The following is a 22,853-nucleotide window of genomic DNA, read 5'->3' on the forward strand; positions in this document are numbered from 1 at the left end:
GATGACCCAGATCATCGACCGGCCCCCGATGCGTGGGGGCGATACGCCCGAGGGTCCGCTGTTCACCGCGGTGCCGACCGTCGCGGAACTGACGATGGTGGCCGCGATCAATCGCGCGCTGCACGACGCGATGGCCGCCGACGATCGGGTGCTGGTCTTCGGCGAGGACGTCGCGAAGCTGGGTGGCGTGTTCCGGGTGACCGACGGGCTGGCCGAAACATTCGGTGACCAAAGATGTTTCGACACGCCGCTGGCTGAGTCGGCGATCGTCGGCATCGCGATCGGAATGGCGATCCGCGGTTTTGTGCCGGTGCCCGAGATCCAGTTCGACGGCTTCAGCTACCCGGCGTTCGACCAGATTGCCAGCCATCTGGCGAAGTACCGGATGCGCAGCCACGGCGATCTCGACATGCCCGTCACCATCCGGATTCCGTCGTTCGGCGGAATCGGTGCGGTGGAACACCATTCGGAATCCACCGAAAGCTATTGGCTGCACACCGCCGGGTTGAAGGTTGTGGTTCCGTCGACACCGTCGGATGCGTATTGGTTGCTGCGGCAATCAATTACCAGTCCAGACCCGGTGATCTACCTGGAGCCCAAGCGACGGTACTGGGCGCGCGAGCCCGTCGACACCACAACTCCGGGGCTGCCGATAGGCCGGGCAGCGGTGCGGCGCAGCGGCGACGACGTCACCGTCCTGACGTACGGTGGGCTCGTCCAGACCGCCTTGGCCACAGCAGATTTGGCGGATGCACAGGGCTGGAGCCTCGAGGTCGTCGACCTTCGGTCGTTGAACCCGCTCGACTTCGACACCGTCGCCGAGTCGGTACGCAAGACCGGTCGCGCGGTGGTGATGCATGAGGGGCCACGGACGTTGGGCTTCGGCGCCGAACTGGCCGCCCGTATCCAGGAGGAGCTGTTCTACGACTTGGAGGCGCCGGTGTTGCGCGCCACCGGGTTTGACACGCCGTATCCGCCGGCGCGGCTCGAAAAGCTGTGGCTGCCCGGGCCGGACCGGCTGCTGGACTGCGTCGAGCGGGCGATGGAGCAGCCGTGACGGTACGGGACTTCCTCGTCCCCGACCTCGGCGAGGGTCTGGAGGACGCCACGATCACCAGCTGGGACGTCGCGGTGGGTGACGACGTCGAATTGAACCAGACGCTGTGCACCGTGGAAACCAACAAGGCCGAGGTCGAGATACCCAGTCCGTTCGCGGGCCGGGTGGTCGAATTGGGCGGCGCCGAGGGTGACACGCTCAACGTCGGCTCGGTGCTGGTGCGCATCGCCACCGAGGCGCACGCGCCCGCCTCGCAGGAGACCAAGCCGCGCAAGCCGGTGCTGGTCGGCTACGGCACCGACGACGATATGGACACCAGCAGGCGCACCGCGCCGCCCTCGGAGCGGCCGCGGGCCAAACCCGCCGTGCGAAAACTGGCCGCCGACCTGCACGTCGACCTGACCGCGTTGGCCGGCTCTGGCCCCGGCGGTGTGATCACCCGGGAGGATGTGCTGGCCGCCGCCGGGCAGGCGTTCCCGACCTCGGACACGCTTGAGGTCAGTGGTGTGCAGGCGCAAATGGCGCAGCGAATGACTTTGTCGCGCCGCGAGATTCCTGATGCCACCGCCAGCGTTCAGGTGGACGGCACCGCGTTGCTGCGGCTGCGCGACCGGCTGCGCTCAACCCCCGGGGAGGGCGGCGCGCAGATCACGCCGTTCGTGCTGACGCTGCGGTTGGTGGCGCTGGCGCTGACGCACCACCCGGTGTTGAACTCCACATGGGTGGACGCGGGGGATGGCCCGCACATCCATCTGCATTCGGCCGTGCACCTGGGCTTCGGGGTGGCGGCGCCGCGGGGATTGTTGGTGCCGGTGGTCAAGGACGCCCAAGCCAAGACGACACGGGCCATGGCCGCTGAAGTGAGCCGGCTGATCGACGAGGCGCGGGCCGGCACCCTCAAACCCGTCGACATGGTCGGCTCGACGTTCACCGTGTCCAACTTCGGCGCCTTGGGCCTGGACGACGGAGTGCCGGTGATCAACTACCCGGAGGCGGCGATCCTCGGTGTCGGCGCGCTCAAGCCGAGGGCGGTGGTGGTCGACGGTGCGGTGGTGCCTCGGCCGACGATGCCGCTGACATGCGTCTTCGATCATCGAATCGCCGACGGCGCGAAAGTCGCGGCGTTCCTGGGCGAGCTTCGCGATCTCATCGAGTCGCCCGAACTGGCGTTGCTCGACCTGTAGCTCACTTCCGGGCGGCGGCGAGCCTTCGTGCGAATTCCGGCGAAAGGATCGATTCGGCTTGCGGGCCGAGCTCGGTGTCGACCGCGATGGCGTGCTGCTCGGTGTCGACGAATCCAGGGTTGGCGGTGGCCCGCATCGAAGCCTTGGTGGCGATGACGACTTCCCGTGGGGCCGCGGCGGGACCGGCGGCCAATTCGCGTGCGGCGGCGACGGGGTCCTCGGCGATGGTGAGCGCCAGGCCGTGTCGCACTGCGGCCTCGGCGTCGAAACGCATGCCGAAGAGCAGGGAGGCCCGTGCCACCTGCGGGCCGACGGCGCGCTGCAGCATCCACGTCGCGCCGCCCCCTGGATGTATGCCGAGCTTCTGGAACCGCGGATCGAACAGCGCCGCCGCTCCGGCGATGCGCACGTCGGCTGCCAGCGCCAGGTTCAAGCCGGCGCCGACGGCGGCACCATTGACCGCCGCGATCGTCGGCAACGTGCAATTGGCGATTGCGAGGAAGCCGTCGTAGATCCGGCGCAGGCCGCCCTCGGTCGCTTCACCCAGTGCGCTCAGATCGGCGCCCGCGCAGAACGCCTTGCCCGCGCCGGTGACGATCACCGCGTGCACATCGGGATTGGCCTCGGCGGCATCGACGGCCGCCCGCAATGCCGCCGAGATTTCGGCCGTGACGGCGTTGCGGCGGTCGGGATCGTTGACGGTGAGCAGCGCGACGTGGTCGGTGACGTCGACCAATAACGGATCGGACACGCGCGTCAGCGTAGTGCGCTAGTGCTCGTCGTTGTCTTCTGGTTGGACGAGGTAGTTTTTCGGGGTGGTGGAGGTCGAACACTAGTTCGAACCACCGACAAGTTTTAGCTGTAAGTCAGCTGTTGGTCCACCGCAGCAGGTAGCGGTAATAGAGCGCCCTGCGTACGGAGGCTCCCGAAAGCACTTCCGCGACCGTGCGGCGAATCTCGCCGAGCCCCTCACGCGGATTGGCTACGGCACCACCGACATCTCGGGTCTCACCGTGCAGCCAGGAGCCGATGCGGGCGGGCGGTACGCAAGCGACGGCCCAGGCCCAGTCCCAGACCGACTTATTGGTGGCGAGGCCGACCACGGCAATCTCACCGGTCGGTGTCAACAAGTCGCGCGCCTTCGACAGAGCTGCCCGCAGATCCATGTGATGGAGGGTGGCCACAAACGTGATGAGGTCGTATCTTCGGGCACCGGCGTCGAAGGCGTGGAAGTTCTCGTGCGACACGGTGACGTTCGCCTGGTCCGCCAACCTGTTTCGCGCCCGCTCAATTGCGGCGGCATCGGAATCTATGCCCGTAACGGAGCGAGACACGGCGGCCAGTCGCTGCGCGAGCAGCCCGTCCCCGCAGCCGACGTCCAGCACGTCACCGCGGTGCGTCGCGGCGATGCGCAGCAGCCAGGGGTGATACGCGGTGTTGTGGTTCCAGTACTCGGGTGAGCCAGCCATGGCGCCCCCGGCAGGACTCGAACCTGCGGCCGTCGGATTAGAAGTCCGATGCTCTATCCAAACTGAGCTACGGAGGCAACGCCCGGAAAGTCTATCTCGCAGGCCCCGGCATCGGCCGGCGCGACAGCGGGGCGGTAAAGGCACTCCGCGCCGACGGGCGTCGGACTAGCGTGGTGACCATGAGCGACGTGCCGGAACATGACGCGGCCGGACTTCCGGAGGAACTCAGCCCCTTCGATCAGATCCTGCATCGCGGAGAAGCCAACCCGCGCACCCGTTCCGGCATCATGGGCGTCGAGTTGCTCGATACCACCCCGGATTGGGACCGCTTTCGCACTCGGTTCGATATCGCTTCGCGAAAGGTCTTGCGGCTGCGCCAGAAGGTGGTGATGCCCACGTTGCCGACCGCGGCGCCGCGTTGGGTGGTCGATCCCGACTTCAACCTCGACTTTCACGTGCGCCGGGTGCGCGTGCCCGCGCCGGGCACGCTGCGCCAGGTCATCGACCTCGCCGAGGTCGCGCTGCAATCGCCGCTGGACATCTCCCGTCCGCTGTGGACGGCGACGCTGGTCGAGGGTCTCGCCGATGGCCGCGCCGCGACCATGTTGCACTTGAGCCACGCGGTCACCGACGGTGTGGGCAGCGTGGAAATGTTCGCCAACATCTATGACCTCGAGCGTGATCCGCCTCCGCAGGAGATCCCGCCGCTGCCCATTCCGCAGGATCTGTCGCCCAATGACCTTATGCGCGAAGGGATCAACCGGCTTCCCGGCGCGATATTCGGGGGCGTGCGTGGGGTGCTCGGTGGTGCCGCACATGCGGTCGGACAGGTGGTCCGCGATCCGATCTCGGCGGTGGGCGGTGTCGTCGACTATGCGCGCTCAGGTGCTCGCGTGATGAGCCCGGCCGCTGAACCGTCACCGCTTCTCCGGCGCCGCAGCCTGTCGTCGCGGACCGAGGCGATCGACATCCCACTGTCCGATCTGCACAAGGCGGCCAAGGCAGTCGGTGGCTCGATCAACGACGCCTACCTGGCGGGGGTGTGCGGTGCGCTGCGCCTCTATCACGAAGCCAAGGGCATACCCGTCCAGGCGCTGCCGATGGCCGTCCCGGTCAATCTGCGCTCGGAGGCTGACCCGGCCGGGGGAAATCGTTTCACGGGCGTCAACTTGGCTGCGCCCGTGGGCATTGCCGATCCGCAGCGACGCATCAAGAACATCCGCGCACAGATGACGCGCAAGCGCGAAGAACGCGCGCTGGACATGGTCGGCGCCATCGCCCCGGTGCTCAGCCTGTTACCGGACAACCTGCTTGAATCGATGGCCGGTTCGATCGTCAACTCCGACGTGCAAGCCAGCAATGTGCCGGTGTATGCGGGCGACACCTACATCGCCGGCGCAAAGATCTTGCGGCACTACGGGCTTGGCCCGCTGCCAGGTGTCGCGATGATGGTGGTGCTGATCTCCCGCGGCGGCTACTGCACCATCACCGCGCGCTACGACCGCGCCGCCATCAACGATGACGCTCTGTTCGCGCGGTGCCTGCTTGCCGGATTCGACGAAGTGCTGGCGCTCGGCGGCCCGGCGCGGGCCGTTCCGGCGACGTTCGCGGTCGAGGCTGCTGAGTCCAGTACGCCCTCACCCAACGGGAGTGCAGCACAATGACTTCAGGGACTTCAGGGACTTCAGGGACTTCAGGCAACGGTCAAGCGTCGAAGACAATGCGCCTGCCGGGGTCGGTCGCAGAGATCGAGGCCAGCCCGGAAGGGCCCGAAGTCGGCGCGTTCTTCGATCTGGACGGCACGCTGGTGGCCGGCTTCACCGGTGTGATCATGACGCGAGATCGCTTGCGACGCGGGCAGATGGGCGTCGGCGAGTTCATCGGCATGGTGCAGGCCGGCCTCAACCACCAACTCGGGCGCTCCGAGTTCGAGGATCTCATCGGCAGGGGCGCCCGTATGCTGCGCGGTAGTTCGTTGGACGATATCGACGAATTGGCCGAACGGCTGTTCGTGCAGAAGATCATGGGCCGCATCTACCCCGAGATGCGTGAACTCGTGCGCGCCCACCAAGCCCGCGGCCACACCGTCGTACTCAGTTCTTCGGCTTTGACCGTGCAGGTGGAGCCGGTGGCACGGTTTCTGGGCATCGAAAACGTGCTGAGCAACAAGTTCGAGACCGACGACGACGGGCTGATCACCGGCGAGGTGAAGCGGCCGATCATCTGGGGCCCGGGCAAAGCCCGCGCGGTGCAGGAATTCGCCGCGAAGAACGGAATCGACCTGTCCAAGAGCTACTTCTACGCCGACGGTGACGAAGACGTCGCGTTGATGTACCTCGTCGGCAATCCGCGGCCGACCAACCCCGCAGGCAAATTGGCCGCCGTGGCGGCCAAACGCGGGTGGCCGGTGCTGCGGTTCACCAGTCGCAGTGGGAGCAATCCCGTTTCGCAGCTGCGCACGGTAGCGGGTGTGGCGTCGATGATGCCGATCGCCGCAGGGGCCGTCGGATTGGGCCTTTTGACCCGCAACAAGCGCACCGGGGTCAACTTCTTCACGTCGGCGTTCGGTCGGGCGCTGCTGACCGCCACCGGTGTCCACCTCAACGTGCTGGGCGAGGAGAACCTGACCAAACAGCGGCCCGCGGTGTTCATCTTCAATCACCGCAACCAGGTTGACCCGATCATCGCGGGCAGGCTCGTCAACGACAACTTCACCTCTGTCGGCAAGAAGGAACTGGAGAAAGATCCGATCGTCGGCACCATCGGCAAGGTGATGGATGCGGCGTTCATCGACCGCGATGACCCCAAGAAGGCCGTCGAGGGCCTGAAGAAGGTCGAAGACCTTGCGCGCAAGGGTTTGTCGATCCTGATCGCGCCCGAGGGCACCCGGCTCGACACCACCGAGGTCGGCCCGTTCAAGAAGGGGCCGTTCCGGATCGCGATGTCGGCGGGGATACCGATCGTGCCGATCGTGATCCGCAACGCCGAAGTCATCGCGGCCCGTGATTCGACGACGTTCAATCCCGGCACCGTGGATGTCGTTGTCTATCCACCGATTCCGGTCGACGACTGGACAACGGAGAACTTGACCGATCGCATCGAGGAGGTTCGTCAGCTCTACCTCGACACGCTCAAAGCCTGGCCGCACGACACGGTGCCCGAGGTGCCGCTGTACACCCGGTCGAGGGCGGCCAAGAAGGCCGCTGAGAAGGCAGGCGGGCAAGCGCCGGCCAAGAAGACGGCCGCCAAGAAGGGTTCTCCGGCCAAGGCCGTCAAGAAGGCCGCACCCAAGAAGGCCGCACCCAAGAAGGCCGCCAAGACGGCCGTCAAGAAGGCTGCAGCCAAGAAGGCCGAAAAAGCCGTGAAGGCGACCAAAACCGCGGCGAAGGGCACTCCGAAGTCCGGCGCGAAAGGTCGATCGTGAAAGTTCCCGCCGACTACTTCACCCCGTTCACGGCCACCGACGATGCGCTCGTGCTCGCGTCGGTGTCGTCACCGGCCGAAGAGGAGTTGCTGAACGACTGGCTGGCGCAGCAACGCCGCGATCATCCCGACACCCACGTCGAGGTGCTGCGGATGCCCGTCGACGACGACCCGCCGGGTTGGGTGCTGGCACGACTGGTGGAACTGCTGGAGGCCGACGAGGATCGCACCGTCGTGCCGGTGCGGGTGTTCTGGATACCGGGTGGACTGCCCACGCGTTCGAAGGTGGTGGCGCTGATATCCGGGCGCGACACCTACCGTCCTCCCGAGATCCTGCAACGTCGCATCCTGCGCAAGGACCCGTCGCGGGCCCGGGTGGTCGCCGGTGAACCCGCCACAGTCTCCGAATTGCGGCAGCAGTGGAGCGACACCACGGTCGCCGAGAACCCAAGGGAATTCGCGCGTTTCGTGATCCGCCGCGCGATCCTGGCGATCGAGCGGGTGGAATTGCGGCTGCTGGGGCCGGAATACAAGTCGCCACGACTCATCAAACCAGAGATGCTGGCGTCGGCGAGATTCCGCGAAGGGTTGGAGAACATCCCCGGCGCCACCATCGAGAAGGCCGGCGAGATGCTCGACGAGCTATCCACCGGATGGAGTCGGTTCTCGGTCGATCTGATCCCGACGGTGGGCCGCGCGATCTTCAGCCGGGGCTTCGACCCCAACATCGACTACGACCGCGCCGAAATCGAGGCGATGCGACGGGCGTTGGAGACCCATCCGGCCGTATTGCTGTTCTCACACCGGTCCTATCTCGACGGCGTGATCGTGCCGGTGGCGATGCAGGAGAACCGATTACCCCCGGTCCATACTTTCGCGGGCATCAACCTGTCGTTCGGCCTCATGGGCCCGCTGATGCGCCACTCCGGCGTCATCTTTCTACGGCGCAAGCTCGACGACCCGCTCTACAAATATGTGTTGCGGCAGTTCGTCGGTTATATCGTCGAAAAGCGGTTCAACCTGAGCTGGTCCATCGAGGGCACGCGCTCCCGCACCGGAAAGATGTTGCCGCCCAAGCTCGGTTTGCTCGCCTACGTCGCCGACGCGTACCTCGACGGGCGCAGTGAAGACATCCTGCTGCAGCCGGTGTCCATCAGCTTCGATCAGTTGCACGAGACCGCCGAATACGCCGCATACGCCCGTGGTGGTGAGAAGACGCCCGAGGGTTTGAGCTGGCTGTACAACTTCATCAAGGCGCAGGGGGAGCGCAACTACGGCAAGATTTATGTCCGCTTCCCCGAAGCGGTTTCGATGCGCGAGTACCTCGGCGATCCGCACGGTCCGATGACGACAGACCAGGCTGCCAAGCGCCTCGCCATGCAGAAGATGGCGTTCGAGGTGGCCTGGCGCATCCTGCGCGCCACCCCGGTCAACGCGACCGGGTTGGTGTCGGCGTTGTTGTTGGCCACCCGCGGTCGGGCGCTCACACTCGACCAGCTGCACCACACCCTACAGGATTCGCTGGACTATTTGGAGCGCAAGCAGACTCCGATCACCAACAGCGCGTTGCGATTACGAACCCAAGACGGTGTGCGGGCGGCGGTGGACGCGCTGTCGAACGGTCATCCCGTAACCCGCGTCGACAGCGGCCGCGAGCCTGTCTGGTACATCGCCCCCGAAGACGAGCACGAGGCGTCGTTCTACCGCAACACGTTGATCCACGCGTTCCTGGAGACATCGATCGTCGACCTGGGCCTCGCTTATGCGGGGCGTGCCGAAGGCAATAGACTCGAGGCGTTCTGGTCGCAGGTGATGCGGCTGCGCGATCTGCTGAAGTTCGACTTCTATTTCGCCGACTCGGCCGCCTTCCGCGAGCACGTCGCCGAGGAGATGTCGTGGCACGAGGACTGGGAAACCCATGTCGAAGCCGGTGAGGTCGACATGTTGTTGCGGGCCAAGCGCCCACTGGTGGCCGGTGCCATGCTGCGGCCGTACTTCGAGGCCTACGAGATCGTGGCCGACGTGCTACGTGACCTACCCGCCGAAGTCGAGGAGAAAGAACTGACGACGCGGGCCCTCGGCGTCGGGCGCCAATACGTCGCGCAGGACCGCGTACACAGCAACGAGTCGGTCTCGGCGCTTTTGTTCGCCACCGCACGCCAGGTCGTCGCGGATCAGAATCTGCTGGAGCCCGCACCCGATCTGGCCGAGCGGCGGTCGGCATTCCTCGCCGAACTGCGGGCGATCCTGGCCGATATGGACAAGGTCGAGGCGATCTCGCGCGAGCAGTTCTACGCCCGTGAGATGGAGCGACGCCGGCAGCGTCAGCAATCCGCCTAGCCGCAGCGATGCAGCGGCCACGCCATACGCTGGGAGGATGACCACCGCCGCCGCCAAGATGCGTACGACGCCAGCGTGGCCCGTGCTCGTCGGCGTCGGCGTGTTGGCCGGCGCGATCGCGGCCGGCATCGGCGCCCTGTCGCTGGCCGACGCGCTGACCGCGACCGGATTGCCCGACCCCGGCCCGGTGACGACATATGGATTGCCGTTCGTCCGCGCGGCGGGCGAGATCGCCGCGGTAGTGGCCGTCGGGTCGTTTCTATTCGCTGCGTTTCTGGTCCCGCCGCAGTCCAACGGGGTGCTCGACGCCGCCGGCTATCGCGCGCTGCGACTGGGCACCGCGGCCTCTGGGGTGTGGACGGTCTGCGCGGCGCTGTTGGTTCCGCTGACCGTCTCCGACGTCGCCGGTCAGCCGCTGAGCGGCCTCGATCCGGGCGGCGTGTGGACGGCCACCAACCTCATCGACGTCGCGGGCGCCTGGCGCTGGACCGCGTTGCTGGCGGCCGCGGTCACGGTGGCCAGCCTGCCGGTGCTGCGCTGGTCGTGGACGCCGCTGCTGTTCGGCGGCGCGCTCATCACATTGGTTCCGCTGGGCCTGACCGGGCACTCGTCGTCGGGCGGTGCGCACGATCTGGCCACCAACAGCCTGCTGATCCACCTCGTCGCGGCCGCGCTGTGGGCGGGCGGCCTGCTCGCGCTGCTGGTGCATGCTCTGCGACGCGGTGAGGGTGCGGATCTGGCGGCGCGCCGGTTCTCCGCGCTGGCGTTGTGGTGCTTCGTCGCGATGGCGCTCAGCGGTGTGGTGAACGCACTGGTGCGCATCGAACCCGTCGACCTGGTCCGCACTGAGTACGGCTGGCTGGTGGTGGCCAAGTTCGTGGCGCTATGCCTGCTGGGTGTGCTCGGCTGGGCGCAGCGGCGCCGCGGGGTCGCCGCCCTGCAGGCCGATCCGACGGGCCGACGTCCGCTCATCCAACTGGCACTGGCCGAGGCGGCACTGTTCGGCGCGACATTCGGTATCGCCGTGGGCCTGGGCCGCACCCCGCCGCCGCCGCTGCCCGAGCAGCCGAGCGCCGCCGAGGTCGCGATCGGCTACGACTTCGCCGGCCCGCCGACCCTCGCGAGGGTGCTGTTCGACTGGCGGTTCGATCTGATCTTCGGCACCGCCGCGATCGTGATGGCGGTACTGTACCTGGCCGGGGTGCGGCGGCTGCGCCGCCGCGGAGACGCGTGGCCGGTGGGACGGACGCTGGGCTGGCTGCTGGGGTGTGCGGCGCTGCTGTTCGCGACCTCCTCGGGGCTGGGCCGCTACATGCCGGCGATGTTCTCCATGCACATGGTCGCCCACATGCTGCTGTCGATGCTGGTGCCGATCCTGCTGGTGCTCGGCGCGCCGGTGACCCTGGCGCTGCGGGCACTGCCGACCGCGGGACGCGGCGCCCCGCCCGGGCCGCGGGAGTGGCTGCTGGCCGCGCTGCACTCGCGGGTGTCGAGGTTTCTGACCCATCCGATCGTGGCGACGGTGTTGTTCGTGGCGGGGTTCTACGGGCTCTACTTCGGCGGCATCTTCGACGCGGCGGTGAGCAACCACGCCGCGCACGTGCTGATGAACGTGCATTTCCTGCTGTCCGGCTACCTCTTCTACTGGGTGGTCATCGGCATCGATCCCACGCCGCGGCCCATCCCGCAGTTGGGCAAGGTCGCGATGGTGTTCGCCTCGCTGCCGCTGCATGCATTCTTCGGTGTGGTGCTGATGGGCATGCAGACCGTGCTGGGGGAGCCGTTCTATCGCTCACTGCAGCTGCCCTGGCACACCGACCTGCTCGGCGACCAGCGCCTGGGCGGTGGAATCGCTTGGGCCGCAGGGGAAGTCCCGCTCGTCGTGGTGATGATCGCGCTGCTGATCCAGTGGACGCGCAGCGACCGGCGCACCGCCAAGCGGCTCGACCGGGCCGCCGAGCGCGACGACGACGCCGAGCTGGCCGCCTACAACGCGATGCTGGCCGAGCTGGCGCGACGGGACGCGACGAGATAGCTCCAGCAAAAGCCGGCGACCGCCGAATTCTGCGCGAGGGCTGTGATTGTGCGGCGAGCGGCACGACCCTGGTGCAGATCTCGACGAGCTCGACGGGCGGGCGTACGCGGTTATCCACAGTGCGCAGTTCATCCACAACCTCTGCGGGCGAGGCGCCACCAACGAGCGGCTCTGTCGGAGCTGCGGCGGTCAATGGCGGTGCGACGCGCGTCGCAACCGGAGACAAATGAGAGGAATTGGCAATGTTTGAGACACCGTTCACCGTGGTCGGCACCATCATCACCGACCCGATCCGCCGCCGCGTCGGCGATCAGGAGGTCTACAAGTTCCGGGTGGCCAGCAATTCGCGACGGCGCACCGCCGAGGGTCAGTGGGAGCCCGGGAATTCGCTGTACGTCGGAGTCAACTGCTGGGGCAGCAAGCTGGTGAAGGGCGTCGGCGCCTCGCTCGGGAAGGGAGACCCGGTTATCGTTGTTGGATATGTGTACACCAGCGAGTACGACGATCGCGGAGGCGTGCGACGGTCGTCGCTGGAAGTGCGGGCCACCGCGGTGGGGCCGGATCTCTCGCGCTGCATAGCCACCATCGACCGGCCGAAAGCGACCGGCGCCGGCAGCGGGGATGCGGCAGACACCCAGGACGACGCGTCCGAGGGCGGCGAGGCCGGCGAGGCCGATGAGGTCGCCGACGGAAAGGCGCTGCCTTTGAGCGCCTAGCCGGCGGAGGTAGCTCTGGTCGGCTCCGCCGACGTGGCCACGCCTAGGATGGGCCGCGGGCAACACCCGACGTCAACATTTTGGGAAAGGCAACACCACGGCATGGCCGATTACATCTATTCGATGCGGAAGGTCCGCAAGGCGCACGGCGACAAGGTGATTCTTGACGACGTGAGCCTGAACTTCCTTCCAGGCGCGAAAATCGGCGTCGTCGGCCCCAACGGGGCAGGCAAGTCNCGGCGACAAGGTGATTCTTGACGACGTGAGCCTGAACTTCCTTCCAGGCGCGAAAATCGGCGTCGTCGGCCCCAACGGGGCAGGCAAGTCGAGCGTCTTGCGGATCATGGCCGGCTTGGACCAGCCCAACAACGGCGATGCGTTCCTGCAGCCCGGCGCCACCGTCGGCATCCTGCAGCAGGAACCGCCGTTGAACGAGGAAAAGACCGTTCGGGGCAACGTCGAAGAGGGCATGGGCGACATCAAGGTCAAGCTCGACCGCTTCAACGAGGTGGCCGAGCTGATGGCCACCGACTACTCCGACGAGTTGATGGAGGAGATGGGCCGGCTGCAGGAGGAGCTGGACCACGCCGACGCGTGGGATCTGGACTCGCAGCTGGAGCAGGCGATGGACGCGCTGCGCTGCCCACCGCCCGACGAGCCCGTCACGCATCTGTCGGGCGGTGAACGCCGCCGGGTGGCGCTGTGCAAGCTGCTGCTGTCCAAGCCGGACCTGCTGCTGCTCGACGAGCCGACCAACCACCTCGACGCCGAGAGCGTGCAGTGGCTCGAGCAGCATCTCGCCGAATACAAGGGCGCGATCCTGGCGGTCACGCACGACCGCTACTTCCTGGACAACGTCGCGGAGTGGATCCTCGAGCTCGACCGCGGCCGCGCGTATCCGTACGAGGGCAATTACTCGACCTACCTGGAGAAGAAGGCCGACCGGATCGCGGTGCAGGGCCGCAAGGACGCCAAGCTGCAGAAGCGGCTGAAGGACGAGCTGGCGTGGGTGCGCTCCGGCGCCAAGGCGCGCCAAGCCAAGAGCAAGGCCCGCCTGCAGCGCTACGAGGAGATGGCGGCGGAGGCCGAGAAGACGCGCAAGCTCGACTTCGAGGAGATCCAGATCCCGACCGGGCCGCGGCTGGGCAGCGTCGTCGTCGAGGTCGAGCACCTGGACAAGGGTTTCGAAGGCCGGCAGTTGATCAAGGACCTGTCGTTCACGTTGCCCCGCAACGGGATTGTCGGCGTCATCGGTCCCAACGGTGTCGGCAAGACCACGCTGTTCAAGACCATCGTCGGCCTGGAGCAGCCCGACAGCGGCACGGTGAGGATCGGCGACACGGTCAAGCTCAGCTATGTCGACCAGTCGCGTGCCGGCATCGACCCGAAGAAGACAGTCTGGCAGGTGGTCTCCGACGGGCTGGACTACATCGAGGTCGGCCAGAACGAGATCCCGTCGCGGGCATATGTCTCGGCGTTCGGGTTCAAGGGACCCGACCAGCAGAAGCCCGCGGGCGTCCTGTCCGGCGGCGAGCGCAACCGGCTCAATCTCGCACTTACTCTCAAGGAGGGCGGGAACCTGATCCTGCTCGACGAGCCGACCAACGACCTCGACGTGGAGACGCTCTCGTCGCTGGAGAATGCGCTGGAGAATTTCCCGGGCTGCGCCGTGGTGATCTCCCACGACCGCTGGTTCCTCGACCGGACCTGCACCCACATCCTCGCGTGGGAGGGCGACGAGGACAACGAGGCCAAGTGGTTCTGGTTCGAGGGCAACTTCGCGGCCTACGAGGAGAACAAGGTGGCGCGGCTCGGAATCGAGGCGGCCCGTCCGCACAGGGTGACCCACCGCAGGCTCACACGCGACTGATCCTGCGGGGCAGGAGCGCTGCGACTCGGGGGGCGATAATGTCTCGCATGCGTACCAGCGTCGGTACGCGGGTGTGAGGCAGGAGCGGTGCGATGACGGTCAATCCGGGAGCCATCGGGGGAGAGCGGACCAAACCGAGCACCGGCTCTGACACATCTACACCGCTGTCACAAGACACCCTGGCGAAGTTGGCCAGGGCCTACATCGCGACCTACCGCGGACCGCACGCCGACGCACCCGCCGCCGACTCCGCGGTCACCGCGCCGGTGGATATCCGGACGGCAGGCCAGGCGGTGTCCGCGGACCTGGTCACCGCCCACTGCCGACTGGGACGATTGCGCGCGATCGGCGAGACGCGGGTGGCGGTCTATGACGAGGACGATCCCGGCGGATTCGGTCCGGCCCTGCAAATCGTGACCGACCGCGCGCCGATGCTGATGGATTCGGTGACGGTGCTGCTGCACCGGTTCGGTGTGGCCTACAAGTCGATCATGAACCCGGTGTTCCGGGTACGCCGCGGGCCGACCGGCGAACTGCTGGACGTTCAGCCGCCGTCGGACGCCGCCTTCGGTGACGGAATCGACGAGGCATGGATTCACGTCCAATTGTCGAGGTCGGTGGACCGCAAATCGGTCGCGGAGGCCGAACGGCTGCTACCCGGAGTCCTCGCCGATGCCCGGCAGGTCTCTCTCGACAGCGGCGCGCTGGCCGCGACGCTGCACGGCCTGGCCAACGACCTCGCGACCGATCCGGAGGGCCACTTCCCGAGCGCGGACCGCAAGGACGTCGCCGCGCTCCTGCGGTGGCTGGGCGACGGCAATTTCATCCTCCTGGGCTACCAGCGGTGCTCGGTCCGCGACGGGCAAGCGTCCGTCGACCCGGCCAGCCGGCTCGGCGTGCTCCGACTGCGCACCGACGTGCTTCCGCAACTCACCAAGAGCGACGACCTGCTGGTGCTGGCGCAGGCGACCATCCCGAGCTACCTGCGCTACGGCGCCTACCCCTACATCGTCGTGGTCCGCGAACAGACCGGCGCGGGGGCCGTTGAGCACCGCTTCGTAGGGTTGTTCAGCGTCGCCGCGATGAACACGAATGTGCTTGAAATACCGTTGATCTCGCGTCGCGTCACCGAGGCGCTCGCGATGGCTCAGCGCGATCCCAGCCACCCCGGCCAGCTGCTGCTCGACATCATCCAGACCATTCCGCGGTCGGAACTGTTTGCGCTCAGCGCGGGGGAGCTGCTGGACATGGCGATGGCGGTGGTCGACCTGGGTTCGCGGCGCCGCACGCTGTTGTTCATGCGCGTCGACCAGCTCGCGCACTTCGTCTCATGCATGGTCTACCTCCCGCGCGACCGCTACACCACGGCCGTTCGGCTGCAGATGCAGGACATCCTGGTGCGCGAACTCGGCGGCGTCAGCATCGAGTACACCGCCCGGGTCAGCGAATCGCCTTGGGCAGCAGTGCATTTCACGGTACGCATGCCGGATGGCACGCGTCCCCGGGACATCGACGTATCGGCCGACAACAAGACCCGGATTCAGAACCTGCTCACCGAGGCGGCCCGAACGTGGGGCGACCGGCTCATCGGCGCGGTCAAGACCGGATCGATCGACCAGGCGATGGCCGAGCACTACGCCGCCGCCTTCCCGGAGGACTACAAGCAGGCCGTCACACCGGTTGAGGCGATCCACGACATTGCGATCATCCAACAGCTGCAAGACAATTCGGTCAAGTTGGTGTTCTCGGAGGGGCGCGAGGACAAGATCGCGCAGCTCACCTGGTACCTGGGTGGGCGGTCCGCCTCGCTGAGCCAACTGCTGCCGATGCTGCAATCGATGGGTGTGGTGGTGCTCGAAGAGCGCCCGTTCACGGTGACCCGTGCCGACGGGCTGCCGGTGTGGATCTACCAGTTCAATATCTCGCCGCACCACACCATTCCCGACACGCCGCCGGGGGCGGAGCGGGAGGCCACCGCAGAACGCTTCGCCGACGCCGTCACCGCGATATGGCACGGCCGGGCGGAGATCGACCGGTTCAACGAGCTGGTGCTGCGCGCGGGCCTCACCTGGCAGCAGGTGATGGTGCTGCGCGCATACGCAAAGTACTTGCGGCAGGCGGGTTTCCCCTACAGCCAGTCCCACATCGAGTCGGTGGTCAACGACAACCCCCGCACCGCGCGCTCGCTGGTCGAACTGTTCGAAGCCTTGTTCAATCCCGCGGACACCTCCAAACGTGAGAACGCTCAGGCCGCGGCCGCCGCGGTCGCCGCTGACATCGACGCGCTGGTGAGCCTCGACACCGACCGGGTGCTGCGCGCGTTCGCCTCGATGATCCAGGCCACCCTGCGCACCAACTACTTTGTGCAGCGGCCGGAGTCGGCGCGTCAGCAGAATGTGTTGTCGCTCAAACTGAACCCGGGTTTGATCAACGAACTGCCGTTGCCGCGACCCAAATTCGAGATCTTCGTGTACTCGCCGCGGGTGGAGGGCGTGCACCTGCGGTTCGGCTATGTTGCGCGCGGCGGGCTGCGCTGGTCGGACCGCCGGGAGGACTTCCGCACCGAGATCCTCGGCCTGGTCAAGGCCCAAGCGGTCAAGAACGCGGTGATCGTCCCGGTCGGTGCGAAGGGCGGCTTCGTCGTCAAGCAGCCGCCTGAACTCACCGGTGACGCTGCGGTAGACCGTGATTCGCAGCGCAACGAGGGCGTCGCGTGTTATCGGCTGTTCATCGCCGGGCTGCTCGACGTCACCGACAACGTCGACAAGTCCACCGGCGCCGTCGTGGCTCCCCAGGACGTCGTGCGTCGCGACGGCGATGACGCCTACCTGGTGGTGGCCGCTGACAAGGGCACCGCCACCTTCTCCGACATCGCCAACGAGGTCGCCAAATCGTACGGGTTCTGGTTGGGCGACGCGTTCGCCTCCGGCGGTTCGGTGGGGTACGACCACAAGGCAATGGGCATCACCGCCAAGGGTGCGTGGGAGTCCGTCAAGCGGCATTTCCGTGAGATGGGGATCGACACCCAGTCCGAAGACTTCACCGTCGTCGGCATCGGGGATATGAGCGGCGACGTCTTCGGCAACGGAATGTTGTTGTCCCAACACATCCGGTTGATCGCCGCGTTCGACCACCGTCACATCTTCCTCGACCCCAACCCCGACGCGGCGTCGTCGTGGCAGGAACGCAAGCGGCTGTTCGAACTGCCCCGGTCGAGTTGGGAGGACTACGACCGAGCGCTGATCAGCGAGGGCGGCGGCGTGTACAGCCGGCAGCAGAAAGCGATTCCGATCAGCCCGCAGGTGCGCACGGCTCTGGGGATCGAGGACAGCGCCGAGGAGATGACGCCGCCGGCGCTGATCAAGGCGGTGCTCAAGGCGCCCGTCGATCTGCTGTGGAACGGCGGGATCGGCACCTACATCAAAGCGGAGAGCGAGTCTGACGCCGACGTCGGCGACCGGGCCAACGACCCGGTGCGGGTGAACGGAAACCAGGTGCGCGCCAAGGTGATCGGTGAAGGCGGCAACCTGGGTGTGACATCGCTCGGCCGTATCGAGTTCGACCTGGCGGGTGGGCGGATCAACACCGACGCATTGGACAACTCCGCGGGCGTGGACTGCTCCGATCATGAGGTCAACATCAAGATCCTGATCGACTCGCTGGTGACCGCGGGCAAGGTGCGCGCCGAGGAGCGCACCGACCTGCTGATGTCGATGACCGACGAGGTCGGCCGGCTGGTACTGGAGGACAACGAGGATCAGAACGATCTGATGGGCACCAGCCGCGCCAACGCCCCCAGTCTGCTGCCCGTACACGCCCGGATGATCAAGGACTTCGTCAAAGAGCGGGGCCTCAACCGCGAACTGGAGGCGTTGCCGTCGGAGAAGGAGATCCGCCGACGCAGCGAAGCCGGCCTCGGCCTGACCTCGCCCGAACTGGCCACCCTGATGGCACATGTGAAGCTGGCGCTGAAGGATGAGGTGCTCGCCAGCGAGTTGCCGGACCAAGAAGTTTTCGCATCCCGGCTGCCCTACTACTTCCCGAGCGAACTGCGTGACCGCTTCACCGGTGACATCCGATCGCATCAACTGCGCCGGGAGATCGTCACCACCATGCTCGTCAATGATCTCGTCGACACCAGCGGCATCACCTACGCCTACCGGATCACCGAAGACGTCGGCGTCGGACCGGTCGATGCGGTGCGCAGTTACGCCGCGACCAATGCGATCTTCCGCATCGGTGAGGTGTGGCGGCAGATCCGCGCGGCCGGGGCCAACGGGGTTCCGGTGGCGGTGACCGATCGGATGACGTTGGATCTGCGCAGGCTCGTCGACCGGGCCGGACGCTGGCTGCTCAACTACCGTCCGCAGCCACTGGCCGTCGGGGCGGAGATCAACCGATTCGCCAAGAAGGTCGGCGCACTCACGCCGCGGATGTCGGAGTGGCTGCGTGGTGACGACAAGGCGATCGTCGCCAAGGAGGCCGGTGAATTCAGCTCGCACGGTGTGCCCGAGGATTTGGCCTATATGGTGGCGACCGGGCTGTACCAGTACAGTCTGCTCGACGTGATCGACATCGCCGACATCGCCGACCGCGAACCGGACGAGGTTGCCGACACCTATTTTGCGCTGATGGACCATCTCAACACCGATGGACTGCTCACCGCGGTGTCCCGGCTGCCGCGTGATGACCGGTGGCATTCGTTGGCGCGCTTGGCGATTCGCGAGGACATCTACAGTTCGTTGCGGGCACTGTGCTTCGACGTGCTCGCGGTGGGTGAGCCGGAGGAGAGCGGCGACGAGAAGATCGCCGAATGGGAGGCGACCAACAGTGCGCGGGTGGCGCGTGCCCGCCGCACCTTGACCGAGATCTACGAAGATGAAGAGCACGACTTGGCGACGCTATCGGTGGCGGCGCGTCAAATCCGGAGTATGACACGAACGAGTGGGACGGGATCAACTGGGTGAGCGCAGGTTTTGTAGCGCCGGTGCATGTGCGCTGGTCAGACATCGACATGTACCAGCACATCAACCACGCCACCATGGTGACCATCCTCGAAGAGGCCCGGATTCCGTTCCTGCGCGAGCCTTTCGGGGCCGACATCACCACGATCGGCCTGCTGATCCATGAGGTGAAGATCCTGTACAAGGGACAGCTGCGGTTGGTGGACTCGCCGCTGCAGGTGACCATGTGGTCGAAGCGGGTGCGTGCCGTCGATTTCACGGTGGGCTACGAGGTGCGCTCGGTGAGTGCGGCGCCCGATTCCAAGCCGTCGGTGATCGCCGAGACCCAGTTGGCGGCGGTGCATATCGAAGAACAACGGCTGCAACGTCTTTCGGCTGAGCAGCGCGAATATTTGCAGCGCTGGATGCGATGAACCAACCGGAGCGCGGTCTCTGGCTCGACGCCGGTCACCGCGAGGACCTTGCGACGTTCGTCGATCGGGCGTTGCGCCTCGACGACTCCGCCGTCATCCGCTTGAAGGAACGTTCGGACGGAGCGGTGGTCGCCTGGGTGGCAACGGGTTTCGACGTGCTGGCCAGCCGGGTGGTTGCGGGCCGGATCAAGCCCGCCGACCTGTGCGCGGGCGGTGACGTGCTGGCGCGGGGACTCGCCGCGATGGACAGCACCGGCTTCGTCGATCCGGGGTTTGCGATGGATTCGGCGTGGCGGGGCGCGTTGCCACCGGAGACCGGCTTCGTCCATCTCGACGACGTGCCGGCGCGCGCGGTCCTTGACCTGGCGCAGCGCGGCGTGGCGCTGGCCAAGGAACATTCGAGCGCCCACGGCCCGCCGGCCTCACTGCTGGACCAGGATGTGGTCGAGGTGAGTTCGGAGGGCGTCGGCATCGGTATTCCGATGCGGTGTGTATTCGCTTTGACCGCAATGGGTTTCCTACCGCAATCCGGCGACGATGTGTCCGCCGAGGAGATGGTCCGGGTGCGGGCACACGCCGCGTGGCTGCGGATCGATGCGCGGTTCGGCTCGGTGTACCGCCGCCGCGGCGCTGCGGCTCTGATTTCCTAGGTTAGCGGGGAGTCCTAGACGAGCCAGGCGGCCGCATTCGGCGAGAGCATGCCGTCGACCAACTCCCCGCTGGCCAACAACAACTCGCCCGCAGGCAGCGGTATCGGCGGGGCGCCGGCGTTGAGCACGCACACCAGTCCGCCGTCGAGCCGGAACATCAGCGTGTCAGGAGGCGTAGGCAGCCATTCGATGGTGAACCCCTCGAATTCGCCTCGGTTGCGGCGCAATTCGAGTGCCCGCAGAAAGAACGACAGCGTCGAATCCGGTGCACCAAGCTGCTTCTCGACCGTCACCGCAGCCCACTCCGGCGGCATCGGCAACCAGGTAGCAGGGTTCGTCGAGAAGCCGAACGGCGGCTCGTCGCCGTGCCAGGGGATCGGCACCCGGCAGCCGTCGCGACCGCGTTCGGTGTGTCCGGAACGCTCCCACACCGGGTCCTGCAACACCTCGTCGGGCAGGTCGACGTTGGGCAGGCCGAGCTCTTCGCCGTTGTAGATGAACACCGCGCCGGGCAAGGCCAGCATCACCAACGCCATCGCGCGGGCCCGCGAAAGGCCCACATCGCCGCCGCCGTAACGGGTGACCTCGCGGTCGACGTCGTGGTTGGACAGCGTCCATGTTGGCGTCGCGCCTTCGATCGCGGCCGCGGTCAACGAGTTCTCGATCGCATCGCGGATCTGCTCGGCGTCGAACATCGCCTTGACCAACCGGAAGTTGAAGCCGAGATGCAGCTCGTCGGGCCGCAGATACCGGGCGAACTGTTCGTTGTCGTGCACCCACACCTCGCCGATCGCCACCGCGTCGGGGTAGTCGTTGAGCACCGAGCGGATATAGCGGTGGATCTCGTGTACGCCGTCGTGATTGAAGCGCGGATCGTCGTCGTCGTTGCGCAGCAGCGCGGTGTCGGTGATCGTCATGTCGGGCAGTCCCGGCGGCTTGGCCATACCGTGTGCGACGTCGATGCGAAACCCGTCGACCCCGCGTTCCAGCCAGAACCGCAGCGTCTTCTCCAGGTCGTCGAAGACCTCGGGGTTGTCCCAGTTGAGGTCGGGTTGCTCGGCGTCGAACAGATGCAGATACCACTGGCCGGGGTTGCCGTCGGGTTCGATGACGCGCGTCCACGCCGGTCCGCCGAACACCGACACCCAGTTGTTCGGTGGGTGGATGCCGTCGGGCCCGGTGCCGTCGCGGAAGATGTAGCGCTCACGCTGGTCGCTGCCGGGGCCGGCGGCCAGCGCGGCCTGAAACCACGGATGCGCCGAGCTGGTGTGGTTGGGCACCAGATCCATCGTGATCTTGATGTCGCGCCGATGCGCCGCGTCGATCAGGCGGTCCAGCGCGCCGAGCCCGCCGAACAGCGGATCGACGTCACGGGGGTCGGCGACGTCGTAGCCGTGGTCGGCCATCGGGGACACCGTCACCGGGTTGAGCCAGATGGCGTCGACGCCCAACCGTTGCAGGTAGTCCAGCTTGGCGGTGACGCCGTCCAGGTCGCCGACCCCGTCACCGTTGCTGTCGCAGAACGAGCGGGGATAGACCTGGTAGAACACCGCACGGGACCACCAGAACATCAGAACGGCGAGTTGACCATCGAATGCGCGGCCATCTCCAGGTAGTCCAGCAGCGCCTTGCGGTGGTCGTCGTCGAGGGTTTCGGAGTCGATCTCCGCGACGGCGGTGTGCATGCAGCGCAGCCAGGCGTCGCGCTCGAGGTAGCCGATCCGGAACGGGGCGTGACGCATCCGCAGCCGGGGATGCCCGCGCTGATCCGAGTAGGTCCGCGGGCCGCCCCAGTATTGCTCGAGGAACATCCGCAGCCGCTCTTCGGCGTCGTCGAGCTCGTCCGGCGGATACAGCGGAAGCAGGATTTCGTCCTCTCTGACCAGCTGGTAGAACCTCGACACGATGGCGTGGAACGTGTCGTGACCACCGACTTCGTCGTAGAACGAGCGCTGCGCTTGCGTCACGGCTCCATTGTGTCAGCCCAGCGAGTCACCTCGCGTTCACGGGACTGACCAGCGAACACGACAAGAATTGTCGTGCGATCGACGGCAATCCATGGTGGACTGTGCGTCGGAGGACGTATGGCGCATCGCAAGAAGAGCTCGTCCGGGCCGGCAGTGACGCATGCCCGGTCGCGCGCGCTGCACAGCGTCGACGGGCATCCGCCAAGTACCACGCACGACGGCTCGATCTGGGGCCGTCGTCGGGTCCTCCTCCTCAATTCCACATACGAACCGTTGACCGCCCTGCCCATGCGCCGGGCGGTCATCATGCTTATGTGCGGCAAAGCCGACGCTGTGCACGACGACCCGAACGGCCCGGTCATCCATTCGGCCACCCGCGCGATCGTGGTGCCGTCGGTGATCCGGCTGCGGTCCTACGTGCGGGTGCCATACCGGGCGCGCATCCCGATGACGCGCGCGGCGCTGATGCACCGCGACCGGTTCCGCTGCGCCTACTGCGGCAGCAAGGCCGACACCGTCGACCATGTGGTGCCGCGCAGCCGCGGCGGGGACCACTCGTGGGAGAACTGTGTGGCCGCCTGCTCGACGTGCAATCACCGCAAGGCCGACCGGTTGCTCGCGGAACTGGGCTGGACGTTGCGGTCGGTGCCGGTGCCGCCCAAGGGCCAGCACTGGCGACTGCTGTCCAGCGTCAAGGAACTCGACCCGGCGTGGGCGCGATACCTGGGTGAGGGCGCGGCGTAAGCCGTCTGTTGTACGGTTTGCG

General features: G+C 66.7%; 15 protein-coding genes, 1 tRNA gene and 1 pseudogene. 12 read left to right on the forward strand and 5 right to left on the reverse strand.

Going from position 1 to position 22,853, the window contains the following annotated elements:
• Position 1: 1 nt before the first annotated feature.
• Together CWS39_RS07985 and CWS39_RS07990 are read left to right on the forward strand one after the other, a co-directional pair.
• Positions 2–1,057, forward strand: coding sequence for an alpha-ketoacid dehydrogenase subunit beta (locus CWS39_RS07985; protein WP_102142367.1), 1,056 nt, complete (start codon positions 2–4; stop codon positions 1,055–1,057).
• A complete protein-coding gene (locus tag CWS39_RS07990) occupies positions 1,054–2,241 on the forward strand; it encodes a dihydrolipoamide acetyltransferase family protein (protein ID WP_102142368.1) in 1,188 nt (395 codons plus the stop codon). The genes CWS39_RS07985 and CWS39_RS07990 overlap by 4 nt, the downstream gene beginning before the upstream one ends.
• 1 nt (position 2,242) lies before the next feature.
• On the opposite strand, the gene CWS39_RS07995 is transcribed toward CWS39_RS07990, so the two are convergent.
• From CWS39_RS07995 to CWS39_RS08005, 3 genes are all read right to left on the reverse strand, one after another.
• Positions 2,243–2,992 (reverse strand): enoyl-CoA hydratase, encoded by a 750-nt coding sequence (locus CWS39_RS07995; RefSeq protein WP_102142369.1) that lies wholly within the window; start codon positions 2,990–2,992, stop codon positions 2,243–2,245.
• 115 nt (positions 2,993–3,107) lie between these two features.
• Entirely contained in the window at positions 3,108–3,710 is a 603-nt protein-coding gene (locus CWS39_RS08000; RefSeq protein WP_102142370.1) for a class I SAM-dependent methyltransferase, read from the reverse strand.
• Positions 3,710–3,787: transfer RNA gene (locus CWS39_RS08005), tRNA-Arg, on the reverse strand. Before CWS39_RS08005 ends, CWS39_RS08000 begins: the two co-directional genes overlap by 1 nt.
• A 102-nt stretch (positions 3,788–3,889) precedes the next feature.
• On the opposite strand from CWS39_RS08005, the gene CWS39_RS08010 reads away from it, so the two are divergent.
• From CWS39_RS08010 to CWS39_RS08050, 9 genes and pseudogenes are all read left to right on the forward strand, one after another.
• Entirely contained in the window at positions 3,890–5,374 is a 1,485-nt protein-coding gene (locus tag CWS39_RS08010) for a wax ester/triacylglycerol synthase family O-acyltransferase (protein WP_102142452.1), read from the forward strand.
• Between the two features lie 56 nt (positions 5,375–5,430).
• The gene (locus tag CWS39_RS08015) at positions 5,431–7,134 is read left to right on the forward strand and encodes an HAD-IB family hydrolase/lysophospholipid acyltransferase family protein (protein WP_102142371.1); all 1,704 of its coding nucleotides are present in this window, start codon (positions 5,431–5,433) and stop codon (positions 7,132–7,134) included.
• Positions 7,131–9,473, forward strand: a complete 2,343-nt coding sequence (locus tag CWS39_RS08020) for a glycerol-3-phosphate 1-O-acyltransferase (RefSeq protein ID WP_102142372.1) — start codon at positions 7,131–7,133, stop codon at positions 9,471–9,473. Before CWS39_RS08015 ends, CWS39_RS08020 begins: the two co-directional genes overlap by 4 nt.
• Positions 9,474–9,510: 37 nt before the next feature.
• Positions 9,511–11,508, forward strand: a complete 1,998-nt coding sequence (locus tag CWS39_RS08025; protein WP_199178005.1) for a bifunctional copper resistance protein CopD/cytochrome c oxidase assembly protein — start codon at positions 9,511–9,513, stop codon at positions 11,506–11,508.
• A 242-nt stretch (positions 11,509–11,750) separates the two neighbouring features.
• On the forward strand, positions 11,751–12,224 hold the full coding sequence (locus CWS39_RS08030) for a single-stranded DNA-binding protein (protein WP_102142373.1): 474 nt from the start codon (positions 11,751–11,753) through the stop codon (positions 12,222–12,224).
• Positions 12,225–12,326: 102 nt separating this feature from the next.
• Positions 12,327–14,094 (forward strand): annotated as a pseudogene (ettA, locus tag CWS39_RS08035) (energy-dependent translational throttle protein EttA).
• 92 nt (positions 14,095–14,186) lie between these two features.
• Positions 14,187–19,061: an NAD-glutamate dehydrogenase gene (locus tag CWS39_RS08040; RefSeq protein ID WP_102142375.1), complete on the forward strand. Its 4,875-nt coding sequence runs from the start codon at positions 14,187–14,189 to the stop codon at positions 19,059–19,061.
• A complete protein-coding gene (locus CWS39_RS08045) occupies positions 19,058–19,471 on the forward strand; it encodes an acyl-CoA thioesterase (protein ID WP_102142376.1) in 414 nt (137 codons plus the stop codon). Before CWS39_RS08040 ends, CWS39_RS08045 begins: the two co-directional genes overlap by 4 nt.
• On the forward strand, positions 19,468–20,121 hold the full coding sequence (locus CWS39_RS08050) for a DUF8185 domain-containing protein (protein WP_102142377.1): 654 nt from the start codon (positions 19,468–19,470) through the stop codon (positions 20,119–20,121). The genes CWS39_RS08045 and CWS39_RS08050 overlap by 4 nt, the downstream gene beginning before the upstream one ends.
• Before the next feature lie 14 nt (positions 20,122–20,135).
• On the opposite strand, the gene CWS39_RS08055 is transcribed toward CWS39_RS08050, so the two are convergent.
• Positions 20,136–21,692: a glycoside hydrolase family 13 protein gene (locus tag CWS39_RS08055; protein WP_199178006.1), complete on the reverse strand. Its 1,557-nt coding sequence runs from the start codon at positions 21,690–21,692 to the stop codon at positions 20,136–20,138.
• Positions 21,692–22,087, reverse strand: coding sequence for a globin (locus CWS39_RS08060; RefSeq protein ID WP_102142379.1), 396 nt, complete (start codon positions 22,085–22,087; stop codon positions 21,692–21,694). The genes CWS39_RS08055 and CWS39_RS08060 overlap by 1 nt, the downstream gene beginning before the upstream one ends.
• A 117-nt stretch (positions 22,088–22,204) precedes the next feature.
• Here CWS39_RS08060 and CWS39_RS08065 point away from each other — a divergent pair, with 117 nt between their 5' ends.
• Entirely contained in the window at positions 22,205–22,831 is a 627-nt protein-coding gene (locus CWS39_RS08065) for an HNH endonuclease (protein ID WP_102142380.1), read from the forward strand.
• Positions 22,832–22,853 lie beyond the last annotated feature (22 nt).

This window comes from Mycobacterium hubeiense, assembly GCF_002838065.1.
GTDB lineage: Bacteria > Actinomycetota > Actinomycetes > Mycobacteriales > Mycobacteriaceae > Mycobacterium > Mycobacterium hubeiense.

Bases quoted from the DNA above. Each gene is read 5' to 3' on its own strand.
- CWS39_RS08055 (WP_199178006.1), bottom strand. From the start codon at position 21,692: ATGTTCTGGTGGTCCCGTGCGGTGTTCTACCAGGTCTATCCCCGCTCG.
- CWS39_RS08000 (WP_102142370.1), bottom strand. From the start codon at position 3,710: ATGGCTGGCTCACCCGAGTACTGGAACCACAACACCGCGTATCACCCC.
- CWS39_RS08065 (WP_102142380.1), top strand. From the start codon at position 22,205: ATGGCGCATCGCAAGAAGAGCTCGTCCGGGCCGGCAGTGACGCATGCC.
- CWS39_RS08025 (WP_199178005.1), top strand. From the start codon at position 9,511: ATGACCACCGCCGCCGCCAAGATGCGTACGACGCCAGCGTGGCCCGTG.
- CWS39_RS08030 (WP_102142373.1), top strand. From the start codon at position 11,751: ATGTTTGAGACACCGTTCACCGTGGTCGGCACCATCATCACCGACCCG.
- CWS39_RS08015 (WP_102142371.1), top strand. From the start codon at position 5,431: ATGCGCCTGCCGGGGTCGGTCGCAGAGATCGAGGCCAGCCCGGAAGGG.
- CWS39_RS08010 (WP_102142452.1), top strand. From the start codon at position 3,890: ATGAGCGACGTGCCGGAACATGACGCGGCCGGACTTCCGGAGGAACTC.
- CWS39_RS07985 (WP_102142367.1), top strand. From the start codon at position 2: ATGACCCAGATCATCGACCGGCCCCCGATGCGTGGGGGCGATACGCCC.
- CWS39_RS08050 (WP_102142377.1), top strand. From the start codon at position 19,468: ATGAACCAACCGGAGCGCGGTCTCTGGCTCGACGCCGGTCACCGCGAG.
- CWS39_RS08040 (WP_102142375.1), top strand. From the start codon at position 14,187: ATGACGGTCAATCCGGGAGCCATCGGGGGAGAGCGGACCAAACCGAGC.